This is a genomic window from Lysinibacillus sp. FN11, assembly GCF_024628845.1.
In the GTDB taxonomy this organism is placed as follows: Bacteria; Bacillota; Bacilli; order Bacillales_A; family Planococcaceae; genus Lysinibacillus; species Lysinibacillus capsici.
In genome coordinates this window covers 2,395,486-2,412,875 of sequence record NZ_CP102383.1, presented here as the reverse complement: position 1 = coordinate 2,412,875, position 17,390 = coordinate 2,395,486, and the positions used below count along the sequence as shown (strand labels likewise).

Genomic DNA, 17,390 nt, shown 5'->3' with positions numbered 1-17,390 from the left:
CATAATCTAGTTCATCATCAGTCTATTCTTATTGTATAATTTAGTAAATTAAATATATTTAATGAATTTAATTAAGAATATTAATCAATGAGGTGAGATTTTGGAATATAAATGGTTACAATCTTTTATCGTCGCTGCCCAAACCAGTAATTTTCGTACAGCAGCGGAACAACTTCATTTATCTCAACCAAGTATTACGGTTCATATTCAGCAGTTAGAGGAATTTCTGCATGTACAATTATTTAAGCGCGAAAAAAATCGTGTGCAATTAACAGACACTGGAAGGCTCTTTCAAATAGAGGCACAGCAAATGGTTAGACAGTGGGAACAAAGCATTGAACGTATTCGATTAGCAAGTAAAGGTATTCAAGAAAAGGTCATTATTGCTATGACCCCGTTAATGGTTGAAACGATTCTGCCTCATGTTATCTATCAATTTATCAATGACAACCCTTCACTTGAGATATCGATTTTAGTAGAGGATTCAGCTAAAATAGAGGATTTAGTCAATCAGGATCAAGCTCATATTGGTATTTCATTATTACCAACACGTTATCGACATTGGCATCAAGAGCTGCTGATTGATAGTCCATTAGAGTTAGTAATTCCCTTAGATGCCTATGATGATGAAACAGGCACTTATATTGATTATGAGGAGTTATTTCAAGCGTATACTTTATTTACGAACCACCATCCAACGATTTGGGGAGAGCTAGTACGTAAATTAAGAGAAAAATATGTTTTAACGAAGCAAGTATCCATTTCTCAGTCCTATGTGGTGAAAAGGCTAATAAAGGATGGTTTAGGGATGTCGTTTTTACCTCGTATGATTGTAAGGAAAGAGCGCATGGAGGGGAGATTTAATATAGTTCCTTTTGAAGAGTTCCCATTACCAAGTGTACCAGTTTACTTCTTTTATAAGGAATCTACACAAGTCCCAGATGGGTTATTAGATTTATTGCAAACAAGAAATTATTTATAATTCAGATGATGGTCAAAAATGAAGGGGGAATCTAATATCAACTTTTTAAAAGTATACTTAGAACAAATGCAGATGATTTATTACAAAACCATACTGGTAATTGTACAATGTTAAATGAATGAAAAACATTGGTGTTTACTTGGATATTGAACAAATCATTATTGAACTTAATACACTATAGTAAAACAAGCGCTAATATTGTTCCTTCAAAACCTTAACGGAGGAGGAGTAGGGAAAATGGTTATTGAAAATACGGTTTTAAAGTTGCTTAAGTATAGTGCGCCAAAACCGAAATTAGAAATTACATGGGAAAATGGAAAGACTAGTATATGTGAAATTGATACATTTTACGATTCCGATAATGGATTGGAACTAGACGATGTAAATTATAAAGAGTATCATGTGGCACTAGTTATAGATGTGTCTAATAATTATTCGTATGTTGAAATTGGCACAGGAGAAAATAAACCTAAACTTATAAAGTTAGTGGATACAAGAGAAATAATTTTTAAAAGTGATTAATTTTCTTGCAACCAGAAGAGAATAAATATAATTACAAAGCCCAGATACTCAAATTGAAGTGCTCGAAGTAATAAAAATAGTATTAAGCGGCTTCAGACCTGAATTTTAGTGGACTCAAGTCGTTTAATCATTTCTGATAACGGTGATGATTATAAAAATGACATCAATTGCTTGTTTAAAGCTTCATAGTAATAATACTTATGTAAATAATACTTTTCAACTTCAACGTACCCCAAAATCCTTCAATCAGTCCGTTTTCAATACATCGACCAACACAAGACATTCTTTGTGTTATATTGGCTTTGTTTACGATTCGTTTAAATTCCTTCGAGGTATATTGAAAACCTCGATCACTATGTATTTTTGACAACTCGCCTGGCTGTAATGATTCATTTGCATTTTTTATTGTGTTGAAAACGAGGGAATTATTATTCGAATGACCCAATACATAACTTACAATTAAACCATCTTATAAATCGATAATTGTGCTTAAATAAGCTTTCTTTCATCCGCTCAGTTGCATTAAACGATAGATACGTTTCTTGTTAACTATCCCTGGATTACTTTCTTTTCGCAGACGTTTGATTGCCAACGTTGTACGTCGATGGCCGTAAATATCCTCTACTTGTGGTAAAGAAGATGAATATCCTTTAAAATGGCTTCATTTTCAACTTCTCTTGTAGAATGCTTGCGACTCAACCTCTTCTAGAAATTCTAATAAACCTCCAAAACCATCTAGAGTATGTTTAACACTAAAGCTCTTACGATAGAGCTGACTTTTATCCAAAAGGCTTGAACCTTTAGAAACATCTAGACCAACGACTGGATTCTTATCGAAATCTCCTCCTCTAAGAAAATACTAAATTAGTCGGTAACCCCTAAATCTGCCGCGGGCCAGACGTTTTACCCCGACTACCGTAATAATAAAACCTATAAGAAAATAGCCAGCCAGAAAAATCTAGCTAACCTTATATTACGATAGGGCCATTTAATTGAGGAAGGATATGGTAAAATGATATTAGCCCAACATACAAGGTGAAATGATATCGACAAGTAGGGGATGTTATTCATAATACCTTAAATATAAGGAGATCTAGATGGATAAGAGAATAAAAGAATTAATTGATTATACAAAAGAAAAATACTGCTTACACGCTTATTATTTACACACATTTGATATCAACCGAAGTACAACAATTTTCAAAGATACCGTTTATAGTCTAAGCATGGAATGGTTTCCAAATCATATTAAAAATTGGGATGATGGAACCTATAATCCAGAAGGTACAGCTTGTATTGAGATAGACATCCATTCAAGAAAGACTAAACATGTGATTTTTAGTGAGGGTATATCAATTGTTGATGGTATGACATTTGATTTGAATAACAGGCATGAAATCATCATGTGGATTGAAAAGGAAACTGGGTTGAATTACGGAAGACAGTTTGAGTTATGGAAGGAAGAAGAAAGAGAGCTTCATTTCAAGGAATTTATAGATGGGGTTGCAGTTTCTCCGTCTGGTCATATTACATTAAAACTGGATAAAGAAGGTAGGCTCACCTTATTTTCCGTATATGGACAGTTTCAATCAGATAAATTTGTAAAACAAGAAAAATATTTACTTTCCCTTGAACAAGTAGAAAAGTTAGCTAAGGAACAATTGAAGTTAGTTGAGTTTCCAGTCATTGAACAAAAAAAGCTCGTTCCTGCATTTGCAATCGAGGAGATTTATATTAAGAATAATTGTTTTTCTACCTTACCTTTTGAAATCTTTGTAGATGATAAATTTTCTTTGCAAATGGATAAAGTGATAGAATGGGATGATAATATTCAAAAAACTTTCCAAGGTAAAATACTATCACTCATTGAAAATGTCACACCTGATCAAGCGTTTCAGTGGGAACCACATCCAGATTTGCGACCAATCACAGAGGAAGAAATTAAAAAGTGTGTCAGTAACATTAAAAAATTTTTAAGTCAAGAATACACGAATGATTCGGGGAAATGGGCATTAAAGTCGCTATATCGAGATAAGGGATACATCCATGCAATATTAAAAGCAAAGGAACAGAAAGAGCGTGTATTTAAAAGAAAAGTGAAGCTGTTCATCGACTCAGAGACTTATCAAGTATTAAATTACATGGATAATAAGCCGTTTTTAAAAATGTATATGGAACTAGATGAAGCAGAGGAAATAAAGATTTCAAAAGAGGATGCATTTGAGAAATTAAAAGACTTCATTGAATTGACACCATATTATGTATATGATTTTGAGCAGGGTTACTATATATTATGCGGAAAGTTAGATTGTCAATATGCAGTAAAGGCGAATAATGGAGAAGTTGTTAAACTAAATGAAATGTAATGTAAATAATATTGCTTCATTTAAAATATTGAGACTGCACACTATTCTTTTCTAATTCAACAATCGGGTGCATATCTTTTCTTTGAACTGAACCCCGAATAGTGGACACTTAAAAAAGTGGACCGATTCGAGGTTCAGTTCATTGTGAGTACCTGGTCATTTTTTGTTTCTACAAAATTCACTTACCAAACACAAATTTCATCCAATTCCTCTATTGAATATGGACGCTTGGTTTTATTTTTAATTATGTATAATGAGTTGGTTTTTTCTTGTTATCTAAATAACGCTCTCTAGAATGTTGTGTGAAGTCATTAAACAATTTTGAAAGTGAAGTAGAGTCAAGACTAGATTGTATAACCTCAAATAATTGTGGGTCATATGAAATAATTTTATCTTTATATGAACCTAAAATAATGATTTTCAGTAATCCGATATCACCCAGACGTTTATAATGCTCACTTGTAATAATGATTTCTTGTTCTGGGTGCAATTTTAACCATCTTCTTACGCGGAATTTATTCATATTTACCTCTCCTATACTTTAAAAGTTAAACATTATTTGATAGAAATTTGGTGTTTCTCATTAAGTAGTGTTGTACCGTTTACTTTAACAACAATATTTAGACATAGTAATCCGCCAATTTTTACTTTTACTTTAGATATGGTTCCATTAGCTTCTGTAATTTCACCTTTCAATTTTACAAAGGGGTAGACTTGTTTGAACATATTGTCCCTACTTTTTTTATCTATTACCTCATTATTAATATAAAGAACTTCTTCTGTCATTGCATTTACAATTCGAATGATATGCCCTTTATACTCTAACTGCCATACTTTAAATACTTCTTTTTCTAAATCCTCGGTTGTGTTTTTCCATTCTTCTTTTAGTTCTTCACGAAAATTTTTAAACAAGTTATTTCCTTCAAAAAAATTAATGATTAATTAATAGGGTAGCGTCCATCTATTTAATATTATGAATTAATGTAATTTTATAGGAAATAATTATAATTGTATATACAAAAAATAGACAGCTGTGTTAGTTTTCTGTTTATCTATCTAAATCCATGTACAACAAAATAGCTTCAAGGAACAAAAATACTTAAATTGTCACCAAATAAGACATATGCGCGTTACCTTAATCGATAATGAGTTTTTTTAATATAATATAACTATTGCTTTGTCAACAAATGTTTAAGTACAAATTGTTAATTTAAGATTTTTGAATCATTAGTAATGAGTTTTTTTCTTTTGGTTTAAAAGTACAAATAATACTGTCAGAGAAACTATCATTAATTGTTACATCACAACTGGAAATGGGATCGAGTAGTTTTTGTAAGCTTACGATAAATTGTTGATCAGTAGTGTTAGAATACATATCTTTTTGTATGAAATTAATTATTTCTGCTTTAGTATCTTCGTCAGTTGCAATACGACCAACTGTTTCGTGATTATTTTGGATTAATATTCTTTCAATTTCTTCTTGAGTATGATCCCTTTCTGCTGCTTCTTTAGTCATTTCATCACTCCTTAAGAATGTGTATACCTAATAACACCTAATATTGTATTGGTAAATAATTGAAGTGTAGGGAGGTATCCGATTTTGAGGTACGCTAGTCAAGGGCTAAAAACCAAGTTAGAGGAATTACTTATTTGCCATATGAACAAATGACCAGATGTTCATTAATTTGAGCCTGAGAATTTTTAATATATATAATGAGTTGGCTTTTTTTATTACTTAAATACTGTTCTCTCATTTTTTGAGTGTAATCCTCTACTACTTTTGAGTCACTGCGTATGAAGCAATATTGATAGAATGAATGTCAATCGTTTTCCAAATGAAAATAAGAGGTGGAGTAGGTTCTATTGCTATCTAACTAGCTAAATGGGCTGGGTTAACGGTTATAGGTAAAGCTTCGAGAATAGAGTCATGTATTTTGGCAACGGGAGCTAGGTGCAGACTATATTATAATTCATTATGAGAAATTTGCTTCAAAGCTTAATAGAATAGGTTTTGAAGCAGTCGATTATATTATGTGTTTGAAATCGACAAAAGAAAATTGGACTAATATGGCAGAGGCTATCGCTCTACAAGGAACAATTTGTTCTAGTGTGTAAACTAATGAACCACTTGATTTGACAATATTAAATAATAAAGCTAACAATAGAGCCACATCAAATCTCTTTGAAAGTTTTTAATGCAGATGGTTAAGGGTAAATAGAGGATAGAACTGGTTCTTCTGTAGCTAACGAAGCCGTATACTTCCACAAGGAGAAATGTATATAGGAACTTCTATTGGTTCCCAACGTTTTAAAATGAAAGAGAACGTGTAGGAAACTTGAGATATAAGTGTGTGAAAAAAGTATGGAGACGGGTGTTAGTTAAAGAAACTGATATTGTTAAGGGCGATATAGAATCCCTACTAAAGTAATTATAGTGTAGTTTTCTTCAATGTAAATGATGGGAGAGATGGGAATGGAAAATGAATGGGACAAAGCTATAGATTCTCTTTCAAAAATAAACGTTTTTTCAAATCCAAATAACGAGCCGGTAACCATAAGTGGTGAAGCTGATGATTTGAAGTGTATAGGTGTTGGGACAGATGCGGCTGTTTTTCAAGCTCTTTCTGCTCCAGCGTATGCATTTAAAGTATTTGCCAAAGACAAAGTACACAAAGTAAAAATTGAAGCAAATGTTTATGAAATATTAGGAGATTCACCTTTCTTTTCAACATGCTTTGCTTCATATGACGAATACCTTGTTTTAAGTTACGAAGAAGGAAAAACGCTCTTTGATTGCATTCTCCAAGGTATTCACATTCCAAAACAGGTTATAAATGAAGTGGAGGATGCAAGAGAATATGTTCGGAAGAAGGGCCTTAACCCTCGTGATATTCATTTAAAAAATATTTTGCTCCAAAATGGAAGGGCGAAAATAATTGATGTCTCTGAGTACACACTTCAGGGTAATGATTATCGATGGGAGCATTTAAAAAAAGGATACGAGCAATATTATCATGTAATAGATGGGAACTCTGTGCCGTTTTGGTTAGTAGAAACAATTCGAAAATGGTATAACCAGCGTGGAAAGAATACTTCATATGAAGAGTTTACAAAAAATATTTTAAAATTTTTGTTAAAAAATAATTGAACTTACAGGAGCTACCTTTTACGAGATGATTTCATATTGGTCAGTAACGCTACTCACATCGAGTAGCGTATTTTTAATAGTAAGAGGGTGAGAGTATATCAATTTACTGCAGCTATGTTTTGTCTCTTCAAAGAGCAACTGCCCTCTTTTTTAAAGAAATCTATCTTGTAAAATACAAACCCATGGTATAAAAAGCTGCTGCAGGAGCAACATAGCAATGTCATTACTTCATTTAAGATTGTAAAATTGATTTTTTATAGAAGGTTCTTTTCTTTTGATGTTACCCAGTACCCTTCTAGTAAAGCTTCTTTAACTTCTTTGATAGTATTTCCTTATGAGGATTATTACGAAAATGTTGTTCTAGTTTATTCATTAAAGTGTCCTTCTTTAGCTTAGTGAAAAATTGAAGAGGCATCTGTTATATACAAAACATAGAATCCAGTACTCAAATAACTTTGAGACTGGTTTTTTTAAAATATTTGACCAGACAAGAAGCTCTTTTTCTCTAGAATTCTAAATTCAGTTTAGATAGTAAAAATAGCTGCAAGCTTAGATGTTTTTGCGGCTTTTTGCTTTTTTTGAGGAAACTTCAATCTGATAATATATATATTCTTGCAAAAAGATGCATCATTCGTCTTTTATGCTCAATCCTACCAAATTATACATATTTACAAACAACTTAGGTTGATTATGGAATATTAATGTATTGTAAATTTTATAAATTGATGTAAAGATATTTCAGAATGGATTGAAAAACTGCAAAAAGATGATTAATATTGCAAATATAAGCAAGGATTTGCAAAGGAATAAATAAGTTAAGTGCAAAAAGCAGTAGATTAAGAGGGAAGAAGAGTGATTTAATGGGAATTTTTTTTAATCCAGTAAAAATTAATATTGGGGAATTAAAGGTTTTAAAGCGAGTAATTGAAGAAATGCCCCAAAAGGTAACAAAAGTGCTTTTACTTACTCGTGGGGGTAATTTTAATAAATCGCCAGAAAGCGCTGAAATGAGGAAATGTTTACAGCAGTATGAAATGCAGCAAGTAGATATTGAAATTTCAAATCCTACTGTAGATGATTTATTCGCATTGTTCAATGAGACAAAAGATTTTGATTTTGATTGTATCGTAGGTATCGGAGGGGGAGTGTACTAGATTTATCTAAATCATTAGTAGCGATTAAAGGAATGCAAATTGAAAACTCTAAGCAGCTGTTGACAATTATTGAACAAAAAAACTACAAGAATAACGAGCAGACAATACCTTGGATTGGAATTCCTACTACTTCCGGTACTGGCTCGGAGCTAACATGCTGGGCAACAATTTGGTATGACAAGCAAGGAATCAAACTATCTATTGATAACCCATCATTATATGCCTATGCAGCAATTATTGACCATACACTAACAACTTCATTACCAATTAGTATTACTGTTTCGACAACATTGGATGCATTATGTCATGCAACAGAGGCCTATTGGTCAAATAAGTCGAATGAAATTTCTAGAGTTTATGCAAAAGAGGCCATTCAGCGAATTATGCAATATTTAGAACCGCTAATTGAAGTACCAAGTAATATAGAATATCGACGTGAGATTGCTTTAGCAAGTATGTATGCAGGCTTGGCCTTTAGTAATACGCGTACAACAGCTTGCCATTCCATTTCTTACCCACTAACAATGGAGCTCGGGATTTCACATGGTGTGGCAGCAAGCCTAACATTAGCAAAAGTGTTAGCTATTAATTTTGAGAGTATCCCTGAAAAACAACAACTTCTTGAAGCATTTGGTCATCGTTCGTTTAAAGAAATACAACAATGGATAGAAAGCGTACAGGAAAGAGCGGGTTTTGCTACAAGACTTGTGCAATACAAAGGAACACATGAAAGTATTAATCGTATTGCAGAAAATGCGTTTACAAAAGGTCGTATGGATAACAATCCAGTCCCCTTAACAGAAGCAGATGTAAAAAATATTTTAATCTCAATCTATGAATAGGAAGGTATAGAACAATGAAGAAAACAATTTTAATGTCATCAGTTTTAGCACTATCAATCGCTTTAGCAGCATGCTCTGGACAAACAACAGAAAGTAAAGTAGACGACAAAATCGACATTGTTTGGTACCCAAATGAATCAGGCTCTGATTTAAAGGCATCACGTGATGAGATAGGAGAATTAATCGAGGAAGCCACAGGTAAGGAAGTGAAGCATCACTTAACGACAGACTATGCTATCGCGATTGAAACAATTGCAAATGGCAATGCAGATATGGGTTTTATGGGTTCAAACAGCTATATTGAAGCGAAGAAAAAAAATGATGCAGTTATTCCGTTAGCAGTACAATCTGGCGCATCTGGAACATTAGATGATGCAATTTATTATAGTTGGTTAGCTGTAGATGTAAATGAACAGGATGCATTCAAAAAGGATGATGAATTTTCATTAGATACAATTGAAGGGAAATCAATTTCATTTGTATCAAATAGCTCAACCTCTGGCTTTAAAGTACCATCCTCAACAATCATTAAGCATTTCTCAGAAACGGATAAATACGCAGACTTATCTGAGGAAAGCATCATGACAGGTGCTGAATTATTTGAGCAAGTATTATTTGGTAACTCTCACCAAGGATCGGCGGTGAACTTGTTAAATGGTGATGTAGATGTAGCCGCATTCTGTGATACATGTGTAGAAGAGTATGTAGAGCTCAAAGACGGAGAAGCAAATAGACAAGGTGCTATTTATACAGTAAAAGAAAATGCAGCAGAGCCATTTAACAAAGTAGCAGGTAAGGATTTTACATTAATGAACGTAACGCCTGTATTAAATGAACCATTCGTTGCAAATTTAGAAACTATGGGTCAAGAAGATTTTGATACAATTCAAGCTCTATTTACTTCGGATGAGTTTGCAAATAACGAAATGATTTTTGGTTTAGAGGGTAGTGAGACTGCAACATTATTCACAAAGGAAGAGAATGAGCGTTTCCTTAAAGTTGAGGATGCATGGTTTAACCCGATTCGAGAATTAACAAAATAATTAGCGACATTAAAAAGCGAGGATATTCGAGATGATACCATTATTGCAGGTTAATAAAGTAGAGAAGTTTTATAACGAAGAAACAAAAGTATTAAAGGATATTAGCTTTGAAGTTTATCCAGGAGAGTTTATTTCCATTATTGGTCCTTCTGGTGCAGGAAAATCCACGTTACTACGCTGTATTAATCGAATGGTGAATTTTAATCAAGGAACAATCCTATTTGATGAACAAAATATCGGTCAACTAAATAAGAAGGAGCTACGAAAAGTACGTACGAAAATCGGCATGATTTTTCAGCATTATAATTTAGTTCCACGTCTTTCGGTTTTAGAAAATGTACTGCATGGTCGTTTTGGTTATAAAACGACTTTGCAGGGAATTTTTAATCGCTATACGCAAAAGGAAAAGAAGCGTGCCTTTTTCCTCTTAGAAAAGCTTGGTATTGAGGAACATGCATATAAACGTTGTGACCAATTAAGTGGGGGACAGCAACAGCGAGTTGGGATTTGTCGAGCGCTTATTCAGGAGCCTTCACTAATATTATGTGATGAACCAATTGCCTCGTTGGATCCGAACTCCTCAAAAATTATTATGGATTATTTGAAGATGATTTCCTCTGAGCTAGGAATTGCGGTAGTCGTTAATCTACATCAGGTGGAGGTTGCGCAGCATTATTCGGATCGTATCGTTGGCTTAAACAAAGGCAATATTGTCTTCAATAATCGCAGTGCTGCACTGACGAATGTGGAAATCCAAAATATTTATAGTTCGAACATGCAAGATTTAATCATGATATAAGGAGATCTAACATGATTGACAACAAACTGAAACGTAGTAACTGGCATATATGGTTTTTTCTAATCGCCATTGTACTATTTACCTATGGCTCTGCTGCCATCACTCAATTTAATGTTGTAGAAGGTATGATTACCTTGCCAGATGCTCTATTGTGGATGTTATCAAATTTATTTGTAACAGGTGAGTCATTAGAAAAATTACCGATTATACTTGCAGCATTATTTGAAACGATTTTTACGTCTATTGCTGCTACTGTATTTGGCGCAATCATAGCACTATTTTTAGGGTTATTTGGCTCTTCTAAAACGATGATCAATAAACCGTTAATGCTAGTTTCTCGCTTTGTAGCATCGCTTTCACGAAATATTCCAGTTGTTGTCTGGGCGCTTGTATTATTGTTATCGTTTGGACAGAATTCGGTGACAGGTTTTATAGCTTTATTTGTAGGCTCAACAGGTTTCCTAACACGCGCATTTATCGAATCGATCGATGAAGCAGGTGATAAGTCTATTGAAGGCTTACAAGCAACTGGAGCAACATATTTTCAAATCGTCTTTAAGGGCGTATTGCCACAGTGTTTACCGCAGGTTATTAGCTGGATCTTATTCATGGTTGAAACAAATATTCGTAATGCAACATTGATAGGCATTTTAACTGGTACTGGCATCGGCTATGTGTTTGATATTTATTATAAAATGCTGAACTATAATGTAATTTCACTCATTACACTCTGTATCGTAGTAGCCGTTATTGTTATTGATGTGTGTTCAAATCATGTGCGAAAGGTGATTTTATAAATGGTACAGGCTATGGAAAATAATCCGCCTCGCAAAAGGCATATTCCATTAAAGAAATATTCACGAGCAGATATTTATATCCGTGTGATGCTCCTAATTTTCACACTATCAACAATTTTTGCGTTCTTTATATTTAACTATAAAGGGTTTGAGCTAAAAACAGCGATTGTTGATACGTTAAGCAATATTAAAATAATGATTTTAGAACCAGGGCTATCGCATTTTAGCTGGGGAGAAGCATTTTACCAAATTGGCATCACAGTTGGTCTTGCTTTTTTATCAACAATTATTGGGGCAGTGATTGCATTAGGGTTAGCTTTAATGGCAGCTACAAATTTATCAAATGAATGGTTGTCCAAGATTGTACGAATGGGGATGGCATTTATTCGTGCGGTACCCACAGTTTTATGGGTATTGATCTTTGCAATTTCTGCTGGTTTAGGGAGTGAAGCCGCGGTATTAGGGATGCTACTGCATTCGGTAGCATATTTAGTAAAGGCATTTTCTGAGGCTTTTGAGGAAATGGATTCAGGCATTATTGAGGCGTTACGAGCTAGTGGGGCAAATTGGTGGCATATCATTATTCATGCAGTCCTTCCTACGACATTTACCTATTTACTATCATGGGTATTTTTACGCTTTGAGATTAATTTTGGTGTAGCTGTTGCAATGGGTGCAGCGGCAGGTGCAGGTGGCATTGGCTTTGAATTATTTATGGCATCAAGCTTCTATTTTGACTTGCGTGAAGCAGGGATGATTACATACTTTATTTTAATCATCGCGATTCTATTAGAAATTACATCAACACAATTAAAAAACGTTTCTTCCCAGCGAAGGCTTAGTAGGGAAGAATATTTGGAGGACATACTATGAAAGCGATTGAAGGAATTATTTTGGATTGGGCAGGGACAACAGTAGACTTTGGCTGTATGGCCCCAGTCAATGTTTTTGTAGAAATTTTTCACGATGCAGGTGTTGAAGTCACGATTGAAGAAGCAAGAAAACCGATGGGTATGCTTAAAATCGATCATATCCGTACGATGCTTCAAATGCCAAGAATTGAACAGCTCTGGCAGGAGGTACACGGAAGCCCCTTTACTGAACAGGATGTAGAGGCACTTTATGTAAAATTTGAAAAAGTTTAATGAAAACATTGGCTACCTTTACGGATCCGATTGACCACGTAGTAGAAGCGGTTACACAATTGCGGAGTAAAGGGCTAAAAATTGGTTCGACAACAGGTTATACACAAATGATGATGGATGTCGTTGTGCCGAATGCTAAGGCAAAAGGCTATAGTCCAGATTTTTATATTACACCTGATGCAACTAACTCATTAGGAAGACCATATCCATACATGATTTATCGTAATATGGAGCAGCTTCAATTACAGTCTGTACAACAGGTTGTTAAGATTGGTGATACAGTTTCAGATATTAACGAAGCATTAAATGCAGGGGTTTGGGCTGTCGGTGTAGTGATTGGAAGCTCTGAAATGGGTTTAAGCAAAGAAGAGTATGAAGCATTGACTTCTGAGGAAAAGGAACAAATCATTGAAAGAACCGTCCAAAAATTTAAAGATCTTGGCGCGCATTATACAATTCGTACAATGAATGAGTTACCTGGGTTAATTGATAAAATAAATGAGCGCATAAATAGGTAACGAAATTCACCAAGATAGCAATGCTTAAATATATTTTTCTTCATTCAGCGACATAAAAATAAAGCACTCCAAATGTTAGAGTATGTCTAACATTCGGAGTGCTGTTAACATTTGTATAGGGAGCTTTTCAATAACACATTAAATGTTTTTTGTTTATGTGTATGGATCTGAAGTGTCATGCTTTACTATTTTCTGGTTACGCTAGAGCCTTAATTTGGAGAAATAATTCTTATATCATGACTACTATAGTCCTCTATTGTTTTAGCTGAAATTGAACTATCAGATACGATGAGATCAATTTCATTTAAAGGACAGATGTTTATATAAGATGAAGTCTCAAATTTTGTAGAATCCGCCACTACAATTTTATGATTTGATCGAGAAAGGATAGCTTTAATCACGTCTACTTCGTGGATTCTAAAATCTGTTAAGCCGTTTTTTAGTGATAAGCCATTCACTGTTATAAATGCAGTATCAATATTAAAATTTGAGAGAACTTCCTCGCATTGCTTTCCATATAAAGTATACTCATCAGGATTGTAAAAACCACCAGAAAGAATGACCTTAAAATTTTTATTCGCCCCTAAAATACTTAGAATCCGAATATCATTTGTAATGATGGTTAAACGGTGGAACTTTTCTACTAAAACCTTGGCGATTTCAATGGTAGTTGTTCCACCATTTAATGCTATTGCCTGTCCCTCTTCTATTAGTTCAGCTGCTACAGACGCTACCTCTTGTTTCTTTTCTAAATTTTCTACTTCCCTTTCAACAAATAATTTATTAAGTACATTTTTATTATTTTGCTTCAAAATGGCTCCTCCATGTACTCGTTTAATGGTGCCTTTTTTTTCAAGAGTTTCTAAATCTCGTCGAATGGTGTCTATGGATACATTTAATAATGACGCAAGTTCAGTAGCTTTCACAGCTTTCTGTTGTTTTAAATATATTTCTATTTTTTGATGTCTATGTTCTTGTAACAATTGTATAACCTCCATTTATTCTTGCAATTAATAATTGCTCTAATCTAAATATTATCAATCATTTAATTAAAAAATGCAAAATACAGCAAATGTGAAAGTGTGTACAAAGTAATTATTCCATGTTTTCTATGTGAATAAAGTTAATGTTATGTAAAGAAAGTGCTAGTTAGATTGTAAAACAGCAGAAAACAGATTATTCTTGCATTATACAGCAGAAATAACAATAAAGGAGGTGGGAATTAAGGTGTAATTAAAATTAAGTTATATATTTTTTTCAAACCAATTATGGAATTAATTTTTGGACTACACAAACTCTTTTAAAAGGAAGGAAGTTTTTCGTGAAAAAGTCAAAAGCGGTATTATCGTCTACTTTAGCATTATTAATGTTAGGTCAAAGCTCAGTATTAGCAGAATCTCAAATGGCTGAAAGGGAAACACTTACTCAGCTACTTGTTGAAACAAGTAAATTAGAAGGGCTATTCTTTGACTCTGAAAAGAAAAACTCAGTGCAGCTAAATAAAGAATTGGAAAATGTTCCATCAACTTATGAAATGATTGTGAAATTTGAACCAAATCTAAATCAGCGTCAAATATTGTTTGGGAATTTTAAATCAGGAAACAAAACTGCATATAATATTGAAATAACAGCTGATAATCAACTTAGATATTATGAAATAAATCAATTTGGCACTATTGATAAAAAAACAGTAGAAGCAGATATTACAACAGGTGAATGGACACATTTTGCTATAATAAGAGATGTTGCGAATAAAAAAATAGTCTTTATTCAAGACGGAAAAGAAATAGCTTCATTTGATAACGTAGATTTAGTGGAAGATCTTGCTTTTGAAAATTATCATAGTATCGGTAAAGATACTAGGGATCAGTTTCACCCGAATGCTGAAATAACAGAAGTTCGTTTATGGGACGATGTTCGTACGTTGGATGAGATTAAAGATAACGTTGATGTAGACATTAAAGGTAATGAAGAAGGGTTAATGCATACTTGGATGTTAGATGATTCCGTATATGATAGTCCTAATGTCTATGATAAAGCGGGAAAAATTGATGGAGTGGCATTTGGTTTCCAAAAAGAGTCTGTGATAGAAATACCAGAAGAGAGTGCTTATAAAGGAACAGGTATTGATTTTTCAAAGGGTGACTTGGAGATTGCAGCAGACGAACCTATTACTGAAGCTCCTCGTACAGTTGAAGCATGGGTGAAAATTCCAGCAGATACACCAAAAGAAAAACGTGTAGGGAATATCATCGGAAATTATTATCACGAATACTATAAAGACAAATCCAGATTCAATTTTGAAATTACTAGCAACGGTAATCCAAGAATTTATTGGCAAGCTCATACCGCTCATACACTTGATTATTCAACAAATGTGAATGTCAATTTAGGTGATTGGGTACATGTTGCCATGGTATTGGATGACAAGCAAGGTATTGGATCGACATATATAAACGGGGAAAAAATTAACGAACAATCTATTAATACACCTATTCCGAGTATCCCTCCTAGAGAAGAACTTAAAATCGGCTCGGATTATAGAGGTTACACAGCTGATGGTAAGCCTGAATATAATTTTAATGGTGAAATAGCGGATGTTCGGTTATGGTCTACTGCTAGAACTTCAGAAGAAATTAAAGCAAATTATAATAAAGCATTGGAAGGAAACGAAGAAGGATTAATCGGTAATTGGAAATTGGATGATGGAAAAGATGGAGTGTATCCAGATCATTCAAAGAAGAAGAACCATGCTCATGAGTATGATAATGAGAATAGCAACTGGATTGATCCTGACTTTGCAAAAGGGGACTACTCAATTGCTGTAATTCCTGACACGCAGTATTTTGTTGAACATTTCCCAAATGAATTTAAGGAATATATGACTTGGTTTAAAGACACTAAAGATGATTTAAACATAGAACTTGTAATGCAAGTAGGAGATTTAGTTAATAATCCAGGAAGTATAAAGGAATGGCAAACAGTTCAAGAAGGTATGTCCTATTTAGATGGTATAGTGCCGTATGTTTTTGTGCCTGGAAATCATGATTATAACGATCAAATTAAACGTACTACAACTAATTTTAATCAATACTTCTCTTATGAAAAATTTTCAAAAAGTTCTACATTTGGTGGTGCTTTTGAAATAGGACAGATGGAAAATACGTATTCTTTCTTCGATATACATGGACTAGAATATATGGTGATTAATTTAGAATATGGCCCACGAGATGAAGTGCTAGAATGGGCTAACCAAATAGCAAAAAATAATGAAGATAAAAAAATTATTGTCAACACCCACTCTTACTTATATCACAATGGAGAACATCAATCGCTAGACCATATGGATAACCCAGGAAGATACATTTCTGATGCCAATAATGGAGATCAAGTATGGGACAAGTTTGTAAGGAAGCATAAAAATATTATTCTAGTAACAGCTGGACATATTGGTAGCGAGGATTTAGTTGTGAGAGAAGATATTGGTGATCAAGGTAATTCCATTAAACAAATATTAGTTGATGCACAGTTTATGAAGCCTTATGATTTAGGGATGGTAATGCTCATGACCTTCAAAGAGGGAAGCAACGATGTAGACGTGAACTGGTATTCAGTTAAGAAGGATAAGCTATTCCGTGCTGACAACCAATTTACTATAAATTTAAACGTTTATGATGATGAAAAGTCAAACCAATTTATTGGTGATGTAAATGGTGACAATGTCATAGATGTTCAAGATGCTTTTTTCTTGAAAAATCATATCAATAAGCCTGGTAAGGGCCCAGAAAAAGCAGATATTAATCAAGATGGAGCCATCGATGCTAAAGATATGAAAATTATAGTAGACAATTACTTAAGGGTAAATGAAAAAGTAGAAAATGCACCAAGGCCAAAAGAGAAACATGGAGGCCAAACGCTTGAAGATATTCTTGAGGATTTGGATATGAAGGATTTAATAAAATAAAATATATTTATTAAGCCGGGACATTACTGGTCAAAACGTTACAAAGCGTGAGAAATCAATTTTAGAAACGTTGATTTCTCGCGCTTATCTGATGTGATATTTTTTAATTT

The 17,390-nt window shown here is 33.6% G+C and carries 14 protein-coding genes and 2 pseudogenes; 11 read left to right on the top strand and 5 right to left on the bottom strand.

The genetic code is table 11. The features are described from left to right. The first annotated feature begins 100 nt into the window (after positions 1–100). Together NP781_RS12995 and NP781_RS12990 are read left to right on the top strand one after the other, a co-directional pair. Entirely contained in the window at positions 101–982 is an 882-nt protein-coding gene (locus tag NP781_RS12995) for a LysR family transcriptional regulator (RefSeq protein WP_221680230.1), read from the top strand. A 237-nt stretch (positions 983–1,219) separates the two neighbouring features. Then, positions 1,220–1,504, top strand: coding sequence for a hypothetical protein (locus tag NP781_RS12990; protein WP_257522472.1), 285 nt, complete (start codon positions 1,220–1,222; stop codon positions 1,502–1,504). A gap of 175 nt (positions 1,505–1,679) precedes the next feature. Here NP781_RS12990 and NP781_RS25645 read toward each other — a convergent pair whose 3' ends face one another. Then, positions 1,680–1,964 (bottom strand): DDE-type integrase/transposase/recombinase, encoded by a 285-nt coding sequence (locus tag NP781_RS25645; protein ID WP_369354206.1) that lies wholly within the window; start codon positions 1,962–1,964, stop codon positions 1,680–1,682. Between the two features lie 637 nt (positions 1,965–2,601). Between NP781_RS25645 and NP781_RS12985 the strand changes: the two genes are divergently transcribed. Next, a complete protein-coding gene (locus NP781_RS12985) occupies positions 2,602–3,870 on the top strand; it encodes a hypothetical protein (protein ID WP_257522471.1) in 1,269 nt (422 codons plus the stop codon). A 244-nt stretch (positions 3,871–4,114) separates the two neighbouring features. Here NP781_RS12985 and NP781_RS12980 read toward each other — a convergent pair whose 3' ends face one another. The 3 genes from NP781_RS12980 to NP781_RS12970 all read right to left on the bottom strand — a co-directional run bounded on the left by NP781_RS12980 (position 4,115) and on the right by NP781_RS12970 (position 5,386). Continuing rightward, entirely contained in the window at positions 4,115–4,393 is a 279-nt protein-coding gene (locus NP781_RS12980; RefSeq protein ID WP_221680234.1) for a hypothetical protein, read from the bottom strand. Between the two features lie 32 nt (positions 4,394–4,425). Beyond that, positions 4,426–4,782, bottom strand: a complete 357-nt coding sequence (locus NP781_RS12975) for a hypothetical protein (protein ID WP_257522470.1) — start codon at positions 4,780–4,782, stop codon at positions 4,426–4,428. A 298-nt stretch (positions 4,783–5,080) separates the two neighbouring features. Beyond that, the gene (locus NP781_RS12970) at positions 5,081–5,386 is read right to left on the bottom strand and encodes a hypothetical protein (RefSeq protein ID WP_221680235.1); all 306 of its coding nucleotides are present in this window, start codon (positions 5,384–5,386) and stop codon (positions 5,081–5,083) included. Positions 5,387–6,343: 957 nt separating this feature from the next. Between NP781_RS12970 and NP781_RS12965 the strand changes: the two genes are divergently transcribed. The 7 genes and pseudogenes from NP781_RS12965 (at position 6,344) to phnX (ending at position 13,316) form a co-directional block, all read left to right on the top strand. Then, a complete protein-coding gene (locus NP781_RS12965) occupies positions 6,344–7,018 on the top strand; it encodes a serine/threonine protein kinase (RefSeq protein WP_221680236.1) in 675 nt (224 codons plus the stop codon). 860 nt (positions 7,019–7,878) lie between these two features. Next, positions 7,879–9,014, top strand: a pseudogene (locus tag NP781_RS12955) (phosphonoacetaldehyde reductase). A 14-nt stretch (positions 9,015–9,028) separates the two neighbouring features. Next, positions 9,029–10,057 (top strand): PhnD/SsuA/transferrin family substrate-binding protein, encoded by a 1,029-nt coding sequence (locus NP781_RS12950; RefSeq protein ID WP_257522467.1) that lies wholly within the window; start codon positions 9,029–9,031, stop codon positions 10,055–10,057. Positions 10,058–10,091: 34 nt separating this feature from the next. Then, entirely contained in the window at positions 10,092–10,856 is a 765-nt protein-coding gene (phnC, locus tag NP781_RS12945) for a phosphonate ABC transporter ATP-binding protein (protein ID WP_257522538.1), read from the top strand. A gap of 11 nt (positions 10,857–10,867) precedes the next feature. After that, positions 10,868–11,653 (top strand): PhnE/PtxC family ABC transporter permease, encoded by a 786-nt coding sequence (locus NP781_RS12940; RefSeq protein WP_257522466.1) that lies wholly within the window; start codon positions 10,868–10,870, stop codon positions 11,651–11,653. Next, positions 11,654–12,526 (top strand): PhnE/PtxC family ABC transporter permease, encoded by an 873-nt coding sequence (locus tag NP781_RS12935; RefSeq protein WP_257522465.1) that lies wholly within the window; start codon positions 11,654–11,656, stop codon positions 12,524–12,526. Beyond that, positions 12,523–13,316: pseudogene (gene phnX, locus NP781_RS12930) on the top strand (phosphonoacetaldehyde hydrolase). The gene NP781_RS12935 and the pseudogene phnX overlap by 4 nt, the downstream one beginning before the upstream one ends. 209 nt (positions 13,317–13,525) lie before the next feature. Here phnX and NP781_RS12925 read toward each other — a convergent pair. Beyond that, positions 13,526–14,299 carry a DeoR/GlpR family DNA-binding transcription regulator gene (locus NP781_RS12925; protein WP_202341139.1) on the bottom strand — a complete coding sequence of 258 codons (774 nt, stop codon included), beginning with the start codon at positions 14,297–14,299 and terminating at the stop codon, positions 13,526–13,528. 338 nt (positions 14,300–14,637) lie between these two features. On the opposite strand from NP781_RS12925, the gene NP781_RS12920 reads away from it, so the two are divergent. After that, positions 14,638–17,280, top strand: a complete 2,643-nt coding sequence (locus NP781_RS12920) for a LamG-like jellyroll fold domain-containing protein (protein ID WP_257522464.1) — start codon at positions 14,638–14,640, stop codon at positions 17,278–17,280. Positions 17,281–17,390: the final 110 nt, after the last annotated feature.

Coding starts and splice junctions, on each gene's coding strand:
- NP781_RS12990 (WP_257522472.1), top strand. CDS start 1,220: ATGGTTATTGAAAATACGGTTTTAAAGTTGCTTAAGTATAGTGCGCCA.
- NP781_RS12940 (WP_257522466.1), top strand. CDS start 10,868: ATGATTGACAACAAACTGAAACGTAGTAACTGGCATATATGGTTTTTT.
- NP781_RS12970 (WP_221680235.1), bottom strand. CDS start 5,386: ATGACTAAAGAAGCAGCAGAAAGGGATCATACTCAAGAAGAAATTGAA.
- NP781_RS12935 (WP_257522465.1), top strand. CDS start 11,654: ATGGTACAGGCTATGGAAAATAATCCGCCTCGCAAAAGGCATATTCCA.
- NP781_RS12980 (WP_221680234.1), bottom strand. CDS start 4,393: ATGAATAAATTCCGCGTAAGAAGATGGTTAAAATTGCACCCAGAACAA.
- NP781_RS12950 (WP_257522467.1), top strand. CDS start 9,029: ATGAAGAAAACAATTTTAATGTCATCAGTTTTAGCACTATCAATCGCT.
- NP781_RS12985 (WP_257522471.1), top strand. CDS start 2,602: ATGGATAAGAGAATAAAAGAATTAATTGATTATACAAAAGAAAAATAC.
- NP781_RS12965 (WP_221680236.1), top strand. CDS start 6,344: ATGGAAAATGAATGGGACAAAGCTATAGATTCTCTTTCAAAAATAAAC.